The sequence below is a fragment of the Streptococcus dysgalactiae subsp. dysgalactiae genome (genome assembly GCF_900459225.1).
Taxonomy (GTDB): domain Bacteria; phylum Bacillota; class Bacilli; order Lactobacillales; family Streptococcaceae; genus Streptococcus; species Streptococcus dysgalactiae.
The window spans coordinates 989,047-1,005,131 of sequence record NZ_UHFH01000003.1 but is presented as its reverse complement, the minus strand read 5'-3'; the positions used below and the strand labels follow the sequence as shown (position 1 = coordinate 1,005,131).

At 38.1% G+C, this 16,085-nt stretch carries 15 protein-coding genes and 4 pseudogenes; 6 read left to right on the top strand and 13 right to left on the bottom strand.

The features are described from left to right. Nucleotides 1-67: 67 nt before the first annotated feature. The 3 genes from DYD17_RS05350 to DYD17_RS05340 all read left to right on the top strand — a co-directional run bounded on the left by DYD17_RS05350 (nt 68) and on the right by DYD17_RS05340 (nt 1,805). On the top strand, nt 68-277 hold the full coding sequence (locus tag DYD17_RS05350) for a DUF4649 family protein (protein WP_115252848.1): 210 nt from the start codon (nt 68-70) through the stop codon (nt 275-277). A gap of 178 nt (nt 278-455) precedes the next feature. Beyond that, nucleotides 456-1,100, top strand: coding sequence for a redox-sensing transcriptional repressor Rex (locus DYD17_RS05345; RefSeq protein ID WP_003050493.1), 645 nt, complete (start codon nt 456-458; stop codon nt 1,098-1,100). A gap of 9 nt (nt 1,101-1,109) precedes the next feature. Then, complete coding sequence (locus DYD17_RS05340) at nt 1,110-1,805, top strand: gamma-glutamyl-gamma-aminobutyrate hydrolase family protein (RefSeq protein ID WP_115252847.1); 696 nt, start codon at nt 1,110-1,112, stop codon at nt 1,803-1,805. Between the two features lies 1 nt (nt 1,806). Here the strand turns inward: DYD17_RS05340 and radC are convergent, their stop codons facing one another. The 3 genes from radC to DYD17_RS05325 all read right to left on the bottom strand — a co-directional run bounded on the left by radC (nt 1,807) and on the right by DYD17_RS05325 (nt 4,452). Further along, nucleotides 1,807-2,487, bottom strand: coding sequence for a RadC family protein (radC, locus tag DYD17_RS05335; protein WP_003050491.1), 681 nt, complete (start codon nt 2,485-2,487; stop codon nt 1,807-1,809). Between the two features lie 46 nt (nt 2,488-2,533). Beyond that, nucleotides 2,534-3,661: an AI-2E family transporter gene (locus DYD17_RS05330; protein ID WP_003050489.1), complete on the bottom strand. Its 1,128-nt coding sequence runs from the start codon at nt 3,659-3,661 to the stop codon at nt 2,534-2,536. A 176-nt stretch (nt 3,662-3,837) separates the two neighbouring features. Further along, the gene (locus DYD17_RS05325) at nt 3,838-4,452 is read right to left on the bottom strand and encodes an SGNH/GDSL hydrolase family protein (protein ID WP_115252846.1); all 615 of its coding nucleotides are present in this window, start codon (nt 4,450-4,452) and stop codon (nt 3,838-3,840) included. Nucleotides 4,453-4,666: 214 nt separating this feature from the next. Here DYD17_RS05325 and DYD17_RS05320 point away from each other — a divergent pair. Next, nucleotides 4,667-5,590, top strand: a pseudogene (locus DYD17_RS05320) (helix-turn-helix domain-containing protein). A gap of 58 nt (nt 5,591-5,648) precedes the next feature. Here DYD17_RS05320 and DYD17_RS05315 read toward each other — a convergent pair. Continuing rightward, the gene (locus DYD17_RS05315; RefSeq protein WP_003050480.1) at nt 5,649-7,181 is read right to left on the bottom strand and encodes a ClC family H(+)/Cl(-) exchange transporter; all 1,533 of its coding nucleotides are present in this window, start codon (nt 7,179-7,181) and stop codon (nt 5,649-5,651) included. Between the two features lie 166 nt (nt 7,182-7,347). Further along, nucleotides 7,348-8,206, bottom strand: a pseudogene (locus DYD17_RS05310) (NAD(P)-dependent malic enzyme); the annotation flags it as partial. Between the two features lie 355 nt (nt 8,207-8,561). On the opposite strand from DYD17_RS05310, the pseudogene DYD17_RS05305 reads away from it, so the two are divergent. Together DYD17_RS05305 and DYD17_RS05300 are read left to right on the top strand one after the other, a co-directional pair. Further along, nucleotides 8,562-9,351, top strand: a pseudogene (locus tag DYD17_RS05305) (IS982 family transposase). A 22-nt stretch (nt 9,352-9,373) separates the two neighbouring features. Next, nucleotides 9,374-9,466 (top strand): annotated as a pseudogene (locus DYD17_RS05300) (response regulator); the annotation flags it as partial. Nucleotides 9,467-9,563: 97 nt separating this feature from the next. Here the strand turns inward: DYD17_RS05300 and DYD17_RS05295 are convergent. From DYD17_RS05295 to folP, 8 genes are all read right to left on the bottom strand, one after another. After that, nucleotides 9,564-10,637, bottom strand: coding sequence for an ABC transporter substrate-binding protein (locus DYD17_RS05295; protein ID WP_003050464.1), 1,074 nt, complete (start codon nt 10,635-10,637; stop codon nt 9,564-9,566). Further along, complete coding sequence (locus DYD17_RS05290) at nt 10,630-11,406, bottom strand: ABC transporter permease (RefSeq protein ID WP_003050462.1); 777 nt, start codon at nt 11,404-11,406, stop codon at nt 10,630-10,632. The genes DYD17_RS05295 and DYD17_RS05290 overlap by 8 nt, the downstream gene beginning before the upstream one ends. Continuing rightward, nucleotides 11,403-12,197 carry an ABC transporter permease gene (locus DYD17_RS05285; protein ID WP_115252845.1) on the bottom strand — a complete coding sequence of 265 codons (795 nt, stop codon included), beginning with the start codon at nt 12,195-12,197 and terminating at the stop codon, nt 11,403-11,405. Before DYD17_RS05285 ends, DYD17_RS05290 begins: the two co-directional genes overlap by 4 nt. Beyond that, nucleotides 12,181-13,335 (bottom strand): ABC transporter ATP-binding protein, encoded by a 1,155-nt coding sequence (locus tag DYD17_RS05280; protein ID WP_003050456.1) that lies wholly within the window; start codon nt 13,333-13,335, stop codon nt 12,181-12,183. The genes DYD17_RS05285 and DYD17_RS05280 overlap by 17 nt, the downstream gene beginning before the upstream one ends. A gap of 48 nt (nt 13,336-13,383) precedes the next feature. Beyond that, complete coding sequence (murB, locus tag DYD17_RS05275; protein WP_115245864.1) at nt 13,384-14,271, bottom strand: UDP-N-acetylmuramate dehydrogenase; 888 nt, start codon at nt 14,269-14,271, stop codon at nt 13,384-13,386. Nucleotides 14,272-14,419: 148 nt separating this feature from the next. After that, nucleotides 14,420-14,920 carry a 2-amino-4-hydroxy-6-hydroxymethyldihydropteridine diphosphokinase gene (gene folK, locus DYD17_RS05270; protein WP_115252844.1) on the bottom strand — a complete coding sequence of 167 codons (501 nt, stop codon included), beginning with the start codon at nt 14,918-14,920 and terminating at the stop codon, nt 14,420-14,422. Next, nucleotides 14,917-15,276, bottom strand: a complete 360-nt coding sequence (gene folB / locus DYD17_RS05265) for a dihydroneopterin aldolase (RefSeq protein ID WP_115252843.1) — start codon at nt 15,274-15,276, stop codon at nt 14,917-14,919. The genes folK and folB overlap by 4 nt, the downstream gene beginning before the upstream one ends. 7 nt (nt 15,277-15,283) lie before the next feature. Beyond that, the gene (folP, locus tag DYD17_RS05260; RefSeq protein WP_115252842.1) at nt 15,284-16,084 is read right to left on the bottom strand and encodes a dihydropteroate synthase; all 801 of its coding nucleotides are present in this window, start codon (nt 16,082-16,084) and stop codon (nt 15,284-15,286) included. Between the last annotated feature and the right edge of the window lies 1 nt (nt 16,085).

The window sequence follows — 16,085 nt, the reverse complement described above, 5'->3', positions numbered from 1 at the left end:
GCTAATCAATTGTATTTCTCTTCCCTGCGTACTACAATGGTGCTATCAAAAAGGGAGGTGACATACAATGATTGACATTAGCTATTTAAACAACAAACAGGAAGAGCGGATTTCCTATGCTGGTTATGATGACTATAAACAGGCGCAATTAGCTTGTCAAATTGCTATTGCAGATTATTTCCCTGTTACCAAGGTAATGATAGATGGCCAGCAACTAGATGATACGGGACAGTTTGGAAACCTCTACTTTTTCCTTGAGCAACAAGGCCTTCACTAAAAATAGCAAAGCTAAGAATTTTCTTCTTAGCTTTTTTCTTATCCTCCTATAAACGAGTTACGGTTTCTATGAAAAGAGATTTTTCACAAAATAATGAACAAAACGTTGCAGTTTTCACAAACTTTCTGTTACAATAAAGAAAGATAAATGTAATGACAATTCTATAAGGAGTTAAACAGTGGTTATTGATAAATCTATTCCAAAAGCGACCGCAAAACGCTTATCACTCTATTACCGCATTTTCAAACGTTTTCATGCTGATCAGGTTGAAAAAGCTAGCTCTAAACAAATTGCAGATGCTATGGGCATTGATTCGGCAACTGTTCGTCGAGATTTTTCTTATTTTGGAGAATTAGGACGTCGTGGCTTTGGCTATGATGTCACCAAATTAATGAATTTCTTTGCTGATTTACTTAACGATCATTCTACTACTAACGTGATTTTAGTTGGATGTGGTAACATTGGTCGCGCACTTTTACACTACCGTTTCCATGACCGTAATAAAATGCAGATTGCAATGGGATTTGATACTGATGATAATCCTCTTGTAGGGACCAAGACCACTGATGGTATTCCAATTTATGGGATTTCAACCATCAAAGACCAACTTGACAATACTGATATTGAAACGGCTATCTTAACTGTGCCAAGTATCTATGCTCAAGAAGTATCCGAACAACTCATTGAAGCTGGTATTAAAGGGATTCTAAGTTTCGCTCCTGTCCATTTACAGGTTCCAAAAGGTGTGATTGTCCAATCCGTGGATTTAACTAGCGAATTGCAAACCCTTCTCTATTTTATGAATCAAAACCATCTTGGCTAAGGAGGTGCAATGTCCAAACCCATCATTGGAATAAGTACAAATCAGAGATTAAATATCGCTCTAGATAATCTGCCCTGGTCATATGCGCCTACTGGTTTTGTCCAGGCAGTTACTGATGTAGGTGGCTTACCTCTTCTATTACCAATTGGTGATGAGTCAGCTGCTAAGGTGTATGTGGCCATGGTCGATAAAATAATTTTAATTGGGGGACAAAATGTAGACCCTAAATATTATCAAGAAGAAAAAGCTGCCTTTGATAATGATTTCTCACCCGAACGAGATTACTTTGAACTAGCCATCATTAAAGAAGCTATAACCCATAAAAAACCTATTTTAGGCGTCTGTCGTGGGACTCAATTAATGAACGTTGCCTTAGGTGGCAGTTTAAACCAGAATATTCCTTCCCATTGGCAAGATGCTCCTTCTGATTTTCTATCGCATGAAATGATTGTGGATGAAGATTCCATTTTATATCCTATATATGGTAAGAAAACTGTCATTAATTCTTTTCATCATCAAAGTCTAAAAAAGGTCGCTGATGATTTAAAAGTTATTGCAAGAGACCCTCGTGATGGAACGATTGAAGCTGTTGTTTCTACTAACGAGGCGATTCCTTTTTTGGGTGTTCAATGGCATCCTGAGTTGCTTCAAGATGTCCGCAAGGAAGATTTGCAACTCTTTGATTTATTTGTCAATGACTTTTAAGCTAGAAAAGAGATGATTTTTCTCGGAAACTATAATAAGATTGATAACTGACGATGATGTGATCCAGGCAAATGATGCCTATGTCTTCACATGATCGTTTTATTTTTTCAGTAAAAGCGTAATCATTAGGACTCGGGTCAATACTTCCTGATGGATGATTGTGAACCACAATAAGGCTTGTTGCCATATTTTTACAAGCGTAATATAAAATTTCTCTAGGTTCTGCGATCGAACGTCTGACTGTCCCTATAAAAATCGTTTTCTCTTCAATCACGCGATTTTGACTATCTAAATACAGAACCACTAAATGCTCCTGCTTTTTATCGCCTAAAACAGCCATCATCTTCTCTGCAATCTGAACACTTGAAAGAATTTTCTCAGACATCGTTTGCTCAGTTGCTTGAATCCTAGCAGCCAATTCAATCATTGCTTTGATTTCAATTGCTTTCACTTTACCGATTCCCGCTAAGGTTTGTAATTCTTGCAGGGACAGCTTTTTAAAATCTGCTAAGCTTTCTAGATGTGACAACAGGTAAGAAGATAATTCCAAAACGTGTTTTTCTTTATTTCCTGTCCTTAATAAAATGGCTAATAATTCTTGGTTGCTTAAGGCTTCGGCCCCCATGCGCATCAACCGTTCTCTTGGCATCAGCTTTATATCATCGCATTTGATCGAATACATCTCACTACCTCCCTATCTATTTATTCGATAAAAAACAAGTTTCTTGTTAAGAAACCTGTTTTTTTTGAATGGCTTGTTTTCTTTGGATGTTATCCTTAATGACTTGATAGAGAGTTGCTGCTAAAGGAACGGCGATAATCATCCCAACTATTCCTCTTAAGGAAGCTCCAATAGTAATGGCCATTAACACCCACATTGCTGGCAGACCAATGGAACCTCCCACCACTCTTGGATAGATAAAATTTCCTTCAATTTGTTGTAAAATAATTAAAAACACAATAAACACAATCGCTTGTGACATGGATTGGGTCATAATTAAAACAAAACCAATTGCTGCACCAATAGAAGCTCCGACAACTGGAATTAATGCAGTGAAGGCCACTAATACCCCAATAGTTCCGGCAAATGGTAATTGTAGTAAAAACATTCCCGTCGTTGTGAGAGTCCCTAAAATCATAGCTTCCAAGGTCTGGCTGACAAAGAAACCATGAAAACGATGATGTAATAAATCAACTAGATAATGAATACTCTGAGCATATTTACCAGTATAAGTATCCACCAAAGTATTTCCTTGACGACAAAGACTCTCTTTGTTGGCCAGGACATAGAGTGAAAAGACAAAACTGATGAAAAGGTTGATAATCGCAGATGCGATAACAGTCACTGACGTCAAGATATTCGTTAGGACTCCGATAAATTGTTTTAATAATTGTTGACTATAACTCGTAATGGTTTGTGTCAGTTTGGCATCACCACCAATATATTTGATGACACGCGCTAATAATTTATTATGTTCTAACTGATTAACCACTTCTTTAATAGATGGTGTATCAAATTTTGTTAAGGCGCTAATACTAGCAATTAAATCTGGGATGACAATTGAGATAATCCAAGTGATTAAAATAAAAAAGGTCAGATAAGCTAGCAACATACAGATGCCTCGCTTAAGTTTTAAAACGAGGTGACTTCCTTTAAAAGCGTAGACATATGCTTTTTCATAAGCACTCATGACAATATTAACAATATAAGCTCCTGCTGCTCCATAGAGAAAGGGGAGGCTTGTTTTATAAATAGTCCTTACAATATCAGTTCCATTTTCCCAGTTGGCTAAAATAGCATAACAAAGAATAAATGTCACAACAAGATAGAGGATATGTTTTTTTTCAAATTTCATGGTAACTCCTTCTTTTCCATTATACACTAAATTACAAAACAGGGATACCCGAATCTTCTCATCGACATTAAGGGCAGTGAGAACTACTTGGACAAAGAATAATTGGTTATATTGATCTTCTTAGCATAATCTAAAAAGGTCATCATAGGCCAGTAGTTGCTGGTTTCTTAATGCTTTTATAAGTAGTCCTTAATGACTTGTGCCATTATAGCATAGGCCTGAAAATTAAGGTGTAGACCATCTAAGGTATAGCTATCTGCTAGTCCACCTTGTGCATCTTTAAGACAAGTATTGACGTCAATAAATTCTACAGAAGGAATCATGGATAATTCGTGATTAATGCTATCAATAACAGCATTTGTCCTAACTTTAACCGTCGTCTGGTATGCTGGATTCTGTGACACCGGTAATAATGACAGAAGGTAAATCTGACTATAGATGGAATGGCTTCGAATCTGGTTAATCAATTCTACAATAGTTGAAACAATATGATTCTTGTCAAATCCTAGACCAATGTCATTACAACCAATTAATAAAAATACTTTTTCTGGTTCTAAATCAGTAATATGATCATCATAATGCGTCACTAACCACTGGCTATCAATTCCTGCAATACCTCGATTAATAAAAGGAAAGGCTGTTCCTAAGGCTTTTTTTAAGGGGAAAAACTCAATCAATGAATCTCCAGCAAAAACAATGCCCCCTTTTTTAGTACTCTTATTTTTATCATGGTAATCTGCTAGCTTCTTTTCTTGATAGCGTCGTAATTCTTCTGAAACAATTTCTAACATGTCAAACTCCTTATTATTATCTCTAGTATAACAAAAAGATTGACTCTATTCAGTATACAACGCTCTACATTAAACAACTAACATGTTAGTCATTGACCGCCTGGAGATCATCACTTACTATTGTAGAAAAAATTTTTTTAAGCATATCCTTAGAAATAAGCCATTTTTTTGTTACAATACTACTAACTGACTATTGTTTCAGGAGAGAGAAAACATGTTTAATAAGTTACAACCACGTTTAGGTATACAGGCTAAGAGAAAGCCGCTACCTTATCGTTATTTTCAGACTGTCATCAATGATGGGCGACCTGATATTTTATTCCATTGACATCCAGAATTAGAACTCACCTATGTTCAAGAAGGAACTGCTCGCTATCATATTGATAACGACTTTTTTAATGGTGAGACAGGTGATATTCTTCTGATTAGACCTAATGGCATGCACTCCATTCATCCTATTAACGGGGAAACTCATGTGATTGAAACTTTTCAGTTTCATTTGGATATGATTGGATCTTCCGTTGGTGATCAAGTGACTAATCGGTATTTACAGCCCCTACAAGACAGCACTTACAAATTTTTGCCTTGCATTAAACCTGATATGCCAGGTTATGATGCTTTAAAAGACTGCTTGTTTGTGATTTTCAGCTTATCCAAAGAAGAGGATCGTCATTTTGAATTACTCTTAAAGGCTAAACTACACGAATTCTTATACTTATTATATTACCACCGGTATGTCATCCGAAAATACACTGATGATATCCATCGAAAAAATGAAAAAATTCGAGAACTGGTTGCTTACATCAATAATAACTACCACCAGTCATTGACTATCGATTTTTTAGCCGACTTTATTGGTTACAGTAAGACTCATTTTATGGCTATTTTTAAGCAACATACCGGTAGCTCCTGTACTGAATTTATTATTCAAGTAAGACTTAACAAGGCCTGCGAATTGTTGGTCAATTCAAGCAAACCTATTGTTGAAATTGCTAATGTGATTGGCTTTAACAATCTTTCTAACTTTAATCGCCAATTTAAACAATATTATGACATGACACCAAGTCACTACCGCAAGCAATACACTAAGACCAAAGAAAATCGCGCTCTTATCAGTTTAAACACAAGCAATAACTAAACTACTATATTAAAAAACTGAGTACTTTCTAAAAGGGTACTCGGTTTTTTTAATGTATCTACATCAATACTTCTCTCACAAATCCTGTGTCAGCTTCATTAACAACTAAGAAAATGGTGGCACCGGCTAAGAGGCGCGTGCTGCCTGAAACCACTTGTGATTTTTTATTGTGAATTTGTGTCGTGATTAGGACATTGTCAGGTAGTTTTAAGTCTCTGACATACTTTCCTGAAATCTTGTCTCCGACCGTTAATTCTATCAAAGTTGGCTCTACTAAGTCAGTAGGATGTTTAATGGCCATTTTATCAAGCATTGCTTCATAAATGGGTTGTCCATTTAATAAGTCCATTACCAAATAGGAAACAAAAGTCACTACCGCTATAGCCATCAATGGCTTCAAATCTCCAACCATTTCAGTCACCAAAATCATCCCCGTCAGGGGTGCCTTGGAGATAGCCGCAAAATAGCCTGCCATGCCTAAAACCAAGAAAAGAGGTAGAAAGCGCTGGTTGAGTAATCCTAATTGCAGAGCTGTTTGCCCAAATAACAACCCTGCCAGAGCACCGAGCGTTAGAATAGGTAAGAAAATGCCACCAGGTAGACCGCTGCCATAGCTAAACATGCTAACGATAAAGCGAATAAGGAAATAAAGGAGAATGGTGAGTAAGGGGAGTTGATGATGGGATAAGGCAAGAATTAAACTATGTCCCCCACCTAATAATTGTGGCAAGTAATAACCAATCGGTAATATCATAACCACCAGAATAATCCCATAAAAATAAGCTGGCAAATGCAGCCATCTCCCTAAAACACCGTAAAGTTTGTAAAAATCAAGAATGACTACTTCGTAGAGGTAACCTAAGCCACCAAGAAAGAGCCCTAACAATAGTAATAACCAATATTGGTTGAGCCCTAAAAAAGGCATGGCTTTCGGCATACCAAGAACTGGTTTGAGACCAAAAATATTTAAGGAAATAAAGTTAGCGACCAAGCTTGCGACTAATGCTGTAATCCAGATTAGGCGAGAAAAATGATGGTAAATCTCCTCAACAACAAATAAAAGTCCTGCAATCGGGGCATTGAAAGCAGCTGATAGACCTGCTGCTGATCCGCTGGCAATCAGAACTCGTTTTTCCAAACGGCTGGATTTGATGAGTTTAGCAAATCCCTTTGCTGACATGGCACCAAGTTGAATAGAGGGACCTTCACGACCAAGCATAAAGCCCATAGAAATGGCTAATGTTCCTCCTAAAAATTTTTTCCAAAGAATACTCCAGCAATTTGGCGACAGAAGACCTTTAAGCTCTCCTTCGACATGAGGAATTCCAGAACCTTTGATATCAGGATCAGACTTAACTAAAAAGCCGACAAAAATAACAGCTAATAAGCTGATACCAACGATAGGAACTAATAAAAGGGGATTCTCATGAGCGGCATGATAGGATTCAACAACCGCTTCAGCCATCTTTTCAATAACCAATCGAAATAGACTAACCACAACTCCAGCTACAACGCCAACAATAATACCACGCCAAACATAGGCAATAATGGACTTGTTTGAAAAGGTAAATTCATTTTTGTGATTTTCCATCTTTTCCTCTCTTTCTTTTGAATGCACTAGTACCATTGTATCAAAGACAGGATTAAGTTACCAGTGCTTTTTCAGCGGCTAGTCTGCTAAAAGCTGTATATACACAAAATTTGCTAGCCAATAGCCTAGCAGGTTTTTACTTAAATGGTTTAGAGGAATGTTTAAGTTAAGCTTCAGTAACGGCAGAACTGATACTTTTAGCAACAATGTCAGCGACTCCTCCTTGGAAGGCTTCTGAAATAATATTAGTAGTACTCAAGGTTTCGTATGGGACAAGACTAGCAATAGCTTTTGCAGCAGCAATTTGCATCTCAACAGTAATAGTTTTTGTCCGCGCATCTAGTGCACCCCTAAAAATACCTGGGAAAGCAAGGATATTATTAATTTGGTTATGAAAATACTGCGGCAGTACCTACAATGTAAGCTCCCGCTTCAAGGAGGGCTTCATCAGGGTAAATCTCTGGAATAGGATTGGCCATGGTAAAAATTACTGGGCGCTCCACCATTTTACTAATCCATTCTGTTTTTAAGACTCCTGGTGCTGATACGCCAATGAAGATATCTGCTTCTTCAAGAGCATCTTCTAAGGTACCTGATTTAAACTCACTATTAGTGACTTTCGCTATATCCAAATGATGTGGCGATAATTGAGTTGCTTCTTATTCATTGATAATGCCAAATTTATCCACTACTGTCACTTTCGTAGCACCTGCTGCTAATAATTTACGGGTGATGGACACTTCAGCAAGAGATTTTTGAAGTAGTTTTAAACTATTAAAGACAGCTGCTAACACCACAATAGCTGTTCCATGCTGATCATCATGAAAGATAGGAATCTGACAGTCGTCAATCAAGTGCTGCTCAATTTCAAAACATCGGGATGCACTAATATCTTCTAAGTTAATACCACCAAAGGTTGGTGCAATCGCCTTGATGATATTAATAATTTCTTCGGTATCTTTAGTATCCAGTACAATTGAAATAGCATCGACACCTGCAAATGCTTTAAAGAGGGCTGCTTTTCCCCAAAACGGTTGAGTAAAGTCGTGCATAAGATACCCAATAATGGTGGCTGGAATCAGTTGAGCCACTAATTGCTCACTTCCGACTCCTGTAATGGCACTGTAACCAAGGGATAAGGGAAAAATACCTTCACCAATTTCCTCCATCAAGGACTGGCCACAGCTTGTCATTTATCTCATGTTTTTGTCCGAAAATATATTGCTTACTCGTGGTGCTAGTTGATTTTCAAGGACAATAAAAAGCCCAAAAGGACTATACTGTATGTGACAAAACAAACAGGAGGTAGTCCTAATGAACCACTGACAGTATACTGCTAAATCCCATCATTTACAATGGGATGTCAAACAATTATCTCAAATATGTTCTCAATTTTATCGCCATTACTGTCCCGATTCGTTGAAACATCGTCGTAATATCGGTTTCTCCAAAGTTTCAGATGAGTCCCTTCTTGTGTTATTGCTACTTCAAGCTGAGTTAGGAATTACATCTCAACGCCGTTTTTACAGGATTTGTCAATGTTTCTTTGGTGGCAACTTACTAGAAAGAAGCCGATTTAACAGACGGACAAAATAATTGATTTGGTTGGTTCAACTCATTCGACAAGCCATGAATAGAAAAATCTCACCAGATACCATGGTGATTATGGGCAGTTTTCCATTGCCACTTTACCAACCTGTTCGCAATCATAGGGCGAAGATTTTCAATAGCTTCGCTGATATTGGGCATAATGCCGCTAAAAACCTTTGGTTCTATGGTTTTAAAGTTCATATGCTGGTCACTTTGTCGGGTTTTATTCTCAACTATATTGTGACACCAGCCTCTGTTCACGATATCAAAGTTGCTAATGAGTTGCTAGAAGGCTGTAGACAATCTGTTATCCTTGCTGATTTAGGCTATCTCAGCCAAGAACTAAAAGAGACCTTACAACAGGAAGGCTATCACTTATGGACACCTTTACGCCAAAACATGGTCGGTGCAGAATAACATAATCACTGGCAATGACTTGTCATGAGGAGAACAATAGAAAACACGTTTTTCAGAGCTTTGTTCGCTATTTAATATTGAGCACACGTTGACTAGAAGTATCACGGGACTACAATTGAGAATTGAACAAATCATAATGGCTTATCATTTGAGATATTTTTAAATCAACTAGCACCACGAGTACTGCTTATTTAGAAGAAAACAATCAACTAGACAGCCAACAAATTTTTACTAAAATTGGCCATCCTTATTGGGTTTACTGGGCTTCATCTCATTAATCAGCAAGCAAAAAAAGACTGAATAACCACTTCGTTTCAAGAGTTAGTTCTTATTGTCTCAACTCTTGACGTGTAGATGACATCAGTCTTTTTGTTTTTATTTGCGATACATTTTGAATTGGAGATAAAGGTCGTTATAGATACCTAACCATCTTGAGCCTAAATTATCATAGACTTCCAATTTTTTGACGATATCGTCAGTTGGGTAAAAGGCAGGATCGTTTTTAATCTCCTCTGGAAGCAAAGCCTTAGCTTTTTTGTTTGGTGTTGCATAACCAATATATTCAGCATTTTGCGCTGCATTTTCAGGACGATTGATAAAATTCAAAAAGGCATACGCTTCTTTTTCGTGTTTCATGGTTTTTGGAAGCACCAAATTATCGAACCAGAGATTGGACCCTTCCGAAGGAACAATATAGTGAAGGTGTTCATTACTGTCTAACATTTCACTAGCCTCTCCGGAAAAGGTTATGCCAATCGCAGCATCTCCTTGAATCATGTATCCTTTCATTTCGTCAGCCACAATAGCTTTGACATTTGGCGTTAGCTGTTGAAGTTTACGTTCTGCAGCTTCTAAGTGCTCTCGATTTTTTGAGTTAACACTGTAACCAAAGGTGGTCAATCCAACGCCCAATATTTCGCGCGCTCCATCAATAAGCATGATGCTATTTTTATATTCGGGACGCCACAGATCTTCCCAGTGCATAGGCGCTTTATCCACTAGCTGATCATTATAGACAATCCCTACTGTTCCCCAAAAATAAGGTAAGGAATAATCATTATGAGGATCAAAGCTTTTTCCTAAAAATTCTTTACCAATGTGCTCCATGCCAACCAATTTTGATTTATCCAGTTTGATCAGAAGATTTTCTTTGATCATCTTATCAATGGTGTAGTCACTAGGAACAGCAATATCATAAGTGGTTCCACCTTGTTTAATTTTGGTGTACATGGCTTCATTGGAATCGAAAGTCTCATATTGTACTTCAATACCTGTCTCTTTAGTAAATTTCTTTAGCAGAGCTGGGTCAATGTAATCTCCCCAGTTATAAATAACTAATTTGTCTGATTGACTACCAGAGCCAGAGTTTTTCTGCAAGATAAAGGAAAGACTTGTTAAAATAACAATAACGCCCAAAACTCCTGCCAAAAAAGAATAAAGTTTACGCATGCTTTTTCTCCTTATCTTGTGAAATATAATAATAACCGATCACTAAGAGGATGGAGAAAAAGAAAACGATGGTTGACAAAGCATTGATATCCAAGGAAATTCCCTGACGAGCCCGTGAATAAATTTCAACCGATAGAGTGGTAAAACCATTTCCAGTTAAAAAGAAGGTCACTGCAAAATCATCCAAAGAATAGGTAAAGGCCATAAAATAACCTGCAATAATACCAGGTGTCAAATAGGGAAGCATAACTTCTCTGAGCATTTGGAAATAATTAGCTCCCAAATCATAAGCTGCATTGACCATGTCTTGATTCATCTCTTTCAAACGCGGCAACACCATTAAAACCACAATAGGAATAGAGAAAGCAACATGACTCAATAGAACAGAAGACATTCCCAATTGAAATTTCAACGAAGTGAAAAGAATCAAAAAGGAAGCACCAATCATAACATCTGGTGACACCATCAAAACATTGTTGGCAGATAATATCGCATTTTGGTATTTACGTTTGATCTGATGAATAAAGATAGCTCCAAAGGTCCCAATAATCGTTGCCAGTAAGGCACTAGTAAAAGCAAGAACAAAGGTTTGTAATAGAATCCCCATCAGGCGACTATCTTCAAACATGGTTTGGTAATGCTCAAATGTCACTCCTGTGAAACCATTCATGTCCCCTCCCTTATTGAAAGAATAGAAAATCAAATAAAAAATGGGAACATAGAGCAAAATAAAGACACTTGCTAAATAAAGATTGGCAAATTTTTTCATTTACTTTTCTCCTTTGTTAGCCACATAATAGCAACCATGGTTAAGATTAACACCACACCTATGGTTGATCCCATTCCCCAGTTTTGGGTTGTCAAAAAATGTTGTTCGATAGCTGTTCCAAGCGTAATCACACGGTTCCCACCAATCAAACGGGTTAACATAAAGAGACTCAAACTTGGAATAAAAACTGACTGGACACCTGCTCTAACTCCATTCAAAGAAAGAGGGAAGATAACCTTTGAAAAAGCTTGAAACTCATTGGCTCCTAGATCACGACTGGCATTGATGACATTATGGTCAATATCATCCAAAGCATTAAAAATCGGTAAAATCATAAAAGGAAGTTCAATGTAAGAGGCTACAAAAATAAATGAGAAATCCGTGAACAGGATTTGCTGCGGCCCCATTCCCATAAAGGTTAAAAAGCTATTAATTCCTCCTTGTTGACCAAAAATCCCCATAAAAGCGTAGGCCTTTAGCAATAAATTTACCCATGTTGGCAAGATAATGAGCATAAGCCACAACTGCTTGTGCTTTAGGCGCGTTAAAAAGAGTGCCGTAGGATATGAAATTAAGAGCGTGACAAGTGTGATAATACCAGCATATAGAATGGAATTCACACTCATTCTCAAATAGGTCCAAGAGCTAAAAAATGTTTCGTAATTGGCTAAAGTCACATGCCCTTCAATGTTAAAAAAGGACTTATAAAATAGGAGAGTAACTGGAGCAACAACAAAGAAGAGAATCCATAAGAAGTAAGGAATCGAAAAAAGGCTAGAGGTTTTCTTCATTACGCTCCTCCTCAATAGCATTAATCAATCCATCTTCTGGTTCGTCCATTTCCACATATTCTTCAATACGCGCATCGAATTCTTCCTCAGTCTCATTAAGACGCATGATATGAATATCTTCAGGGGTAAAGTCTAGTCCGATAACTTCTCCCTCGATAGCTTTGCAGGTAGAATGAATCATCCACTCATTACCCAAATCATCATAGGCGATAATTTCGTAGTGAACCCCTCGGAATAATTGGGTATCAACTTTAACTTGTAATTTTCCTTCTTCTGGCAAAGTAATTTGAAGATCTTCAGGACGGATAACCACTTCAACAGCCTCGTTGGGACGCATACCACCATCGACCGATTCAAACGTTTTACCATTAAAAGAAACGAGGTAGTCTTCAATCATGGTACCGTTGATAATATTAGACTCCCCGATAAAATTGGCAACAAAATGATTGATGGGTTCATCATAAATATCTACTGGCGTTCCTGACTGAACAATTTCCCCTTCATTCATCACAAAAATCCAATCACTCATGGCCAAGGCTTCTTCTTGATCGTGAGTAACAAAGACAAATGTGATGCCTAGACGCTGTTGCAATTCACGCAATTCATACTGCATTTCCGTTCTGAGTTTTAAATCAAGAGCTGAAAGTGGCTCGTCAAGCAAGACCACACGAGGTTGATTGATAATCGCACGCGCAATGGCCACACGTTGACGTTGACCACCGGATAACTTTTGAATGGAACGATTTTCATAGCCTTCCAACTGAACCATTTTCAAGGTTTCTTTCACGCGCTTAGCAAGCTCTTTCTTGTCCACTTTTTTCAGCTTCAAAGCAAAGGCAACATTCTCAAAAACAGTCATATGAGGGAAAAGAGCATAATTCTGGAAAACAGTATGAATATCACGTTTATTAATCGGTAAATCATTAATACGTTCGCCATCCAAGTAAATATCCCCGCTGGTAGCGTCCAAAAGACCAGCCATAATGTTCAAAATGGTTGATTTTCCAGAGCCTGAGGCACCTAATAAGGTGTAAAACTTTCCTTCTTCAAGGTCAAAATTAATATTCTTTAGGACCTGTGTTCCACTGTCCTCAAATGTTTTTGAAACATTGTTAAATGTGATAATTGGCTTAGTCAATTGTCATAAATCCTCCACGGTACTTTCTTTAATGATGATTAACGAGTGTTATAGGCTTTCTCCAATAATACGCACTTCTGGCTCAAGCCTAACACCAGAATGGCTTTCAACTGTTTCAATAACATGGGCAATCAAATCTTCATAATCTTTAGCTGTGCCATCTGCCACATTAATCATAAAACCGGCATGTTTTTCAGAAACTTCCACACCTCCAACACGATGACCTTTAAGATTCGCTTCCATGATTAGTTGACCTGCAAAGTGTCCTGGAGGACGCTTAAAAACCGAGCCACAGGATGGAAATTCCAACGGTTGTTTGAGCTGGCGCAGATGATTTAAACGATTCATCTCTTGACTGATGTGATCGTAATTCCCTGGATTAAGGGCGAATTTAGCAGAAATAACAATATCACCAGTTTCTTGAATAACTGAGTGACGGTAGCCAAAGGCCATTTCTCGAGCTGAGAGGTTTTTCACTTCCCCACTTGGTGTGAGTACTTTAGCTGACAAGAAGATGTGCGCTATCTCCCCGCCATAGGCACCCGCATTCATAAAAACAGCACCCCCAATACTTCCAGGAATGCCACATGCAAATTCGAATCCTGTTAAACTATAGAATTTTGCAATCTTAGTTGTTTCAATCAGGTTCGCTCCTGCTTCTGCTTCTAATGTGTATCCATTGATGCGGACTGCGTTTAATTTGTCAAACATGATGACAAAACCACGAATACCTCCATCGCGAACAATCAGATTGCTAGCATTTCCCAAAACCATCCAAGGGATATTCGCTTTATTGGCATAGGTCACAATGCGTGAAAGCTCGTAGTGATTTCTAGGAAAGGCTAAGAAATCAGCTGGGCCACCTACCTTAGTATAGGTATAGTTCTTTAGGGGTTCATTCTCACGAATATCAATCCCATGAAGTTCAGTTATCATAGTTATCTTCTTTCTTCTATCACTTCTTATACGAGTAAAAAAATCGGCATAAAGCCGATACTATTATATCAAATTTTAGAAAAAATAACGATGATTTTAACAAAAGTTTCTGGACTGGCTTATTGCAATCATCACCTCGAAAACAGGGCTAAGACTCTGTCTGTCGAGCTGAAAAAAGCGTGATGCCTGAGGTGTCTAAAGCCGCCAAATCAGTCGATAAAGGGACTGGACGGAAGGGCAGCTTCAACTCAGCGTTTAATTCTAATAAAGGAAGCAAAACAAAAGCACGCTCAGTCATATATGGGTGTGGCACTTTCAATTCCTTTGTGTCATAAACCTCTTCTCCAAATAGCAAGATATCAATGTCAATAGTTCTTGGTCCCCATTTTTCATGTCTCACACGACCAAGAGATTGCTCAATAGCTTGTGTTTCTTTTAAGAAATCAGCCGCGGTTAATTTTGTATCTAATTGACAGGCCATGTTAAGGAAGTCATCTTGATCTGTCTTACCCCAAGCAGCCGTTTCATAAATAGACGATTGGGCTAGTAAATGGGTTTTAGGAATCTTAGAAAGGGACTGGACAGCTTGACTCAAGTACTCTTCCCGGTCTCCCATATTGGTCCCTAAACTTAAATAAACAATGGTCATCGCTGCCTCTCCAATTCAATACCAACTGCCTTGTAATGTCCTGCGATCGGTGGGTTTTCTTTTTTGATGGCTACTTTAATGGCTTCAATCCGTGAAAATTCGTCAAAAAGTTTTTCACAAATCGCACCTGCTAAACATTCAATCAAGGTAAATGTTTCCCCTTCTACCAACTGGCGAACACTCTCAAAAACCATACCATAATGAACAGTATCAGCCAATTCATCTGACAAAGAGGCTGCTTGTAAATCTACTGCTAGTTCTAAATCAACCAAGAAAATCTGTCCAAGGGTTTGTTCTTCTTGAAAGGCTCCATGATAGCCGTAAAATCGACAACCGTCTAATATTATTTTATCCATACATCCCTCACATCAACTGACTCAAAACAGCCACAATTTCTTGATTAGCCTTGACATCGTGTACGCGTACAAGCTGACAGCCTTTTCCAAGGGCGTAAGCAGATAAGGCTGCTGTCGCTCCATCTCGCTCTTTAGCTTTGGTGTTGCCGCCTAACAATGCATCTACAACACGCTTTCTCGAAATACCAAACAAGACAGGATAACCCAACTGACAGACACAATCCAATCCTTTTAATAACTCCATATTGTGTTGAACAGATTTGGCAAATCCAAATCCTGGATCAATCCAAATATTGTCTTTTGGTACTCCAATATCTATAGCTGCCTGAGCTCTAGCACTCAAAAAATCACAAACATCTTGTGTTACATCTTGATAGACTTCTTCTTTTTGGTTATGCATCAAGATAATAGGCACATCATACTCCGCTGCTAAAGCAAGCATTCCCCCATCGTATAAACCTGCCCAGACATCATTTAAAATATCAGCACCAGCTTCTAAAGCTGCTCTTGCGGTTTCTGTTTTGTAGGTATCAATACTGATTAACACATCATATTTTGCTTTAATGGCTTTAATCACGGGAATGACACGCTCAATTTCATCAGCAGCGCTCACAAATTGGTAACCTGGTCGAGTGGATTCACCGCCAACATCAATAATTTTGGCCCCATCAGCAATTAGCTGGTCTACCTGTTGTAAGGCTTTTTGTACTGTCGTGTATGAACCACCATCGGAAAAGGAATCGGGAGTCACATTTAAAATTCCCATAATAGCAGCGTTACCGTCAATCACAAATTTCCCAATCTTCATA

Excerpts from the sequence above, each read along its gene's own strand:
- DYD17_RS05350 (WP_115252848.1), top strand. The coding sequence starts at position 68 with ATGATTGACATTAGCTATTTAAACAACAAACAGGAAGAGCGGATTTCC.
- DYD17_RS05340 (WP_115252847.1), top strand. The coding sequence starts at position 1,110 with ATGTCCAAACCCATCATTGGAATAAGTACAAATCAGAGATTAAATATC.
- radC (WP_003050491.1), bottom strand. The coding sequence starts at position 2,487 with ATGTATTCGATCAAATGCGATGATATAAAGCTGATGCCAAGAGAACGG.
- DYD17_RS05330 (WP_003050489.1), bottom strand. The coding sequence starts at position 3,661 with ATGAAATTTGAAAAAAAACATATCCTCTATCTTGTTGTGACATTTATT.
- DYD17_RS05325 (WP_115252846.1), bottom strand. The coding sequence starts at position 4,452 with ATGTTAGAAATTGTTTCAGAAGAATTACGACGCTATCAAGAAAAGAAG.
- DYD17_RS05315 (WP_003050480.1), bottom strand. The coding sequence starts at position 7,181 with ATGGAAAATCACAAAAATGAATTTACCTTTTCAAACAAGTCCATTATT.
- DYD17_RS05295 (WP_003050464.1), bottom strand. The coding sequence starts at position 10,637 with ATGCGTAAACTTTATTCTTTTTTGGCAGGAGTTTTGGGCGTTATTGTT.
- DYD17_RS05290 (WP_003050462.1), bottom strand. The coding sequence starts at position 11,406 with ATGAAAAAATTTGCCAATCTTTATTTAGCAAGTGTCTTTATTTTGCTC.
- DYD17_RS05285 (WP_115252845.1), bottom strand. The coding sequence starts at position 12,197 with ATGAAGAAAACCTCTAGCCTTTTTTCGATTCCTTACTTCTTATGGATT.
- murB (WP_115245864.1), bottom strand. The coding sequence starts at position 14,271 with ATGATAACTGAACTTCATGGGATTGATATTCGTGAGAATGAACCCCTA.
- folK (WP_115252844.1), bottom strand. The coding sequence starts at position 14,920 with ATGACCATTGTTTATTTAAGTTTAGGGACCAATATGGGAGACCGGGAA.
- folB (WP_115252843.1), bottom strand. The coding sequence starts at position 15,276 with ATGGATAAAATAATATTAGACGGTTGTCGATTTTACGGCTATCATGGA.
- folP (WP_115252842.1), bottom strand. The coding sequence starts at position 16,084 with ATGAAGATTGGGAAATTTGTGATTGACGGTAACGCTGCTATTATGGGA.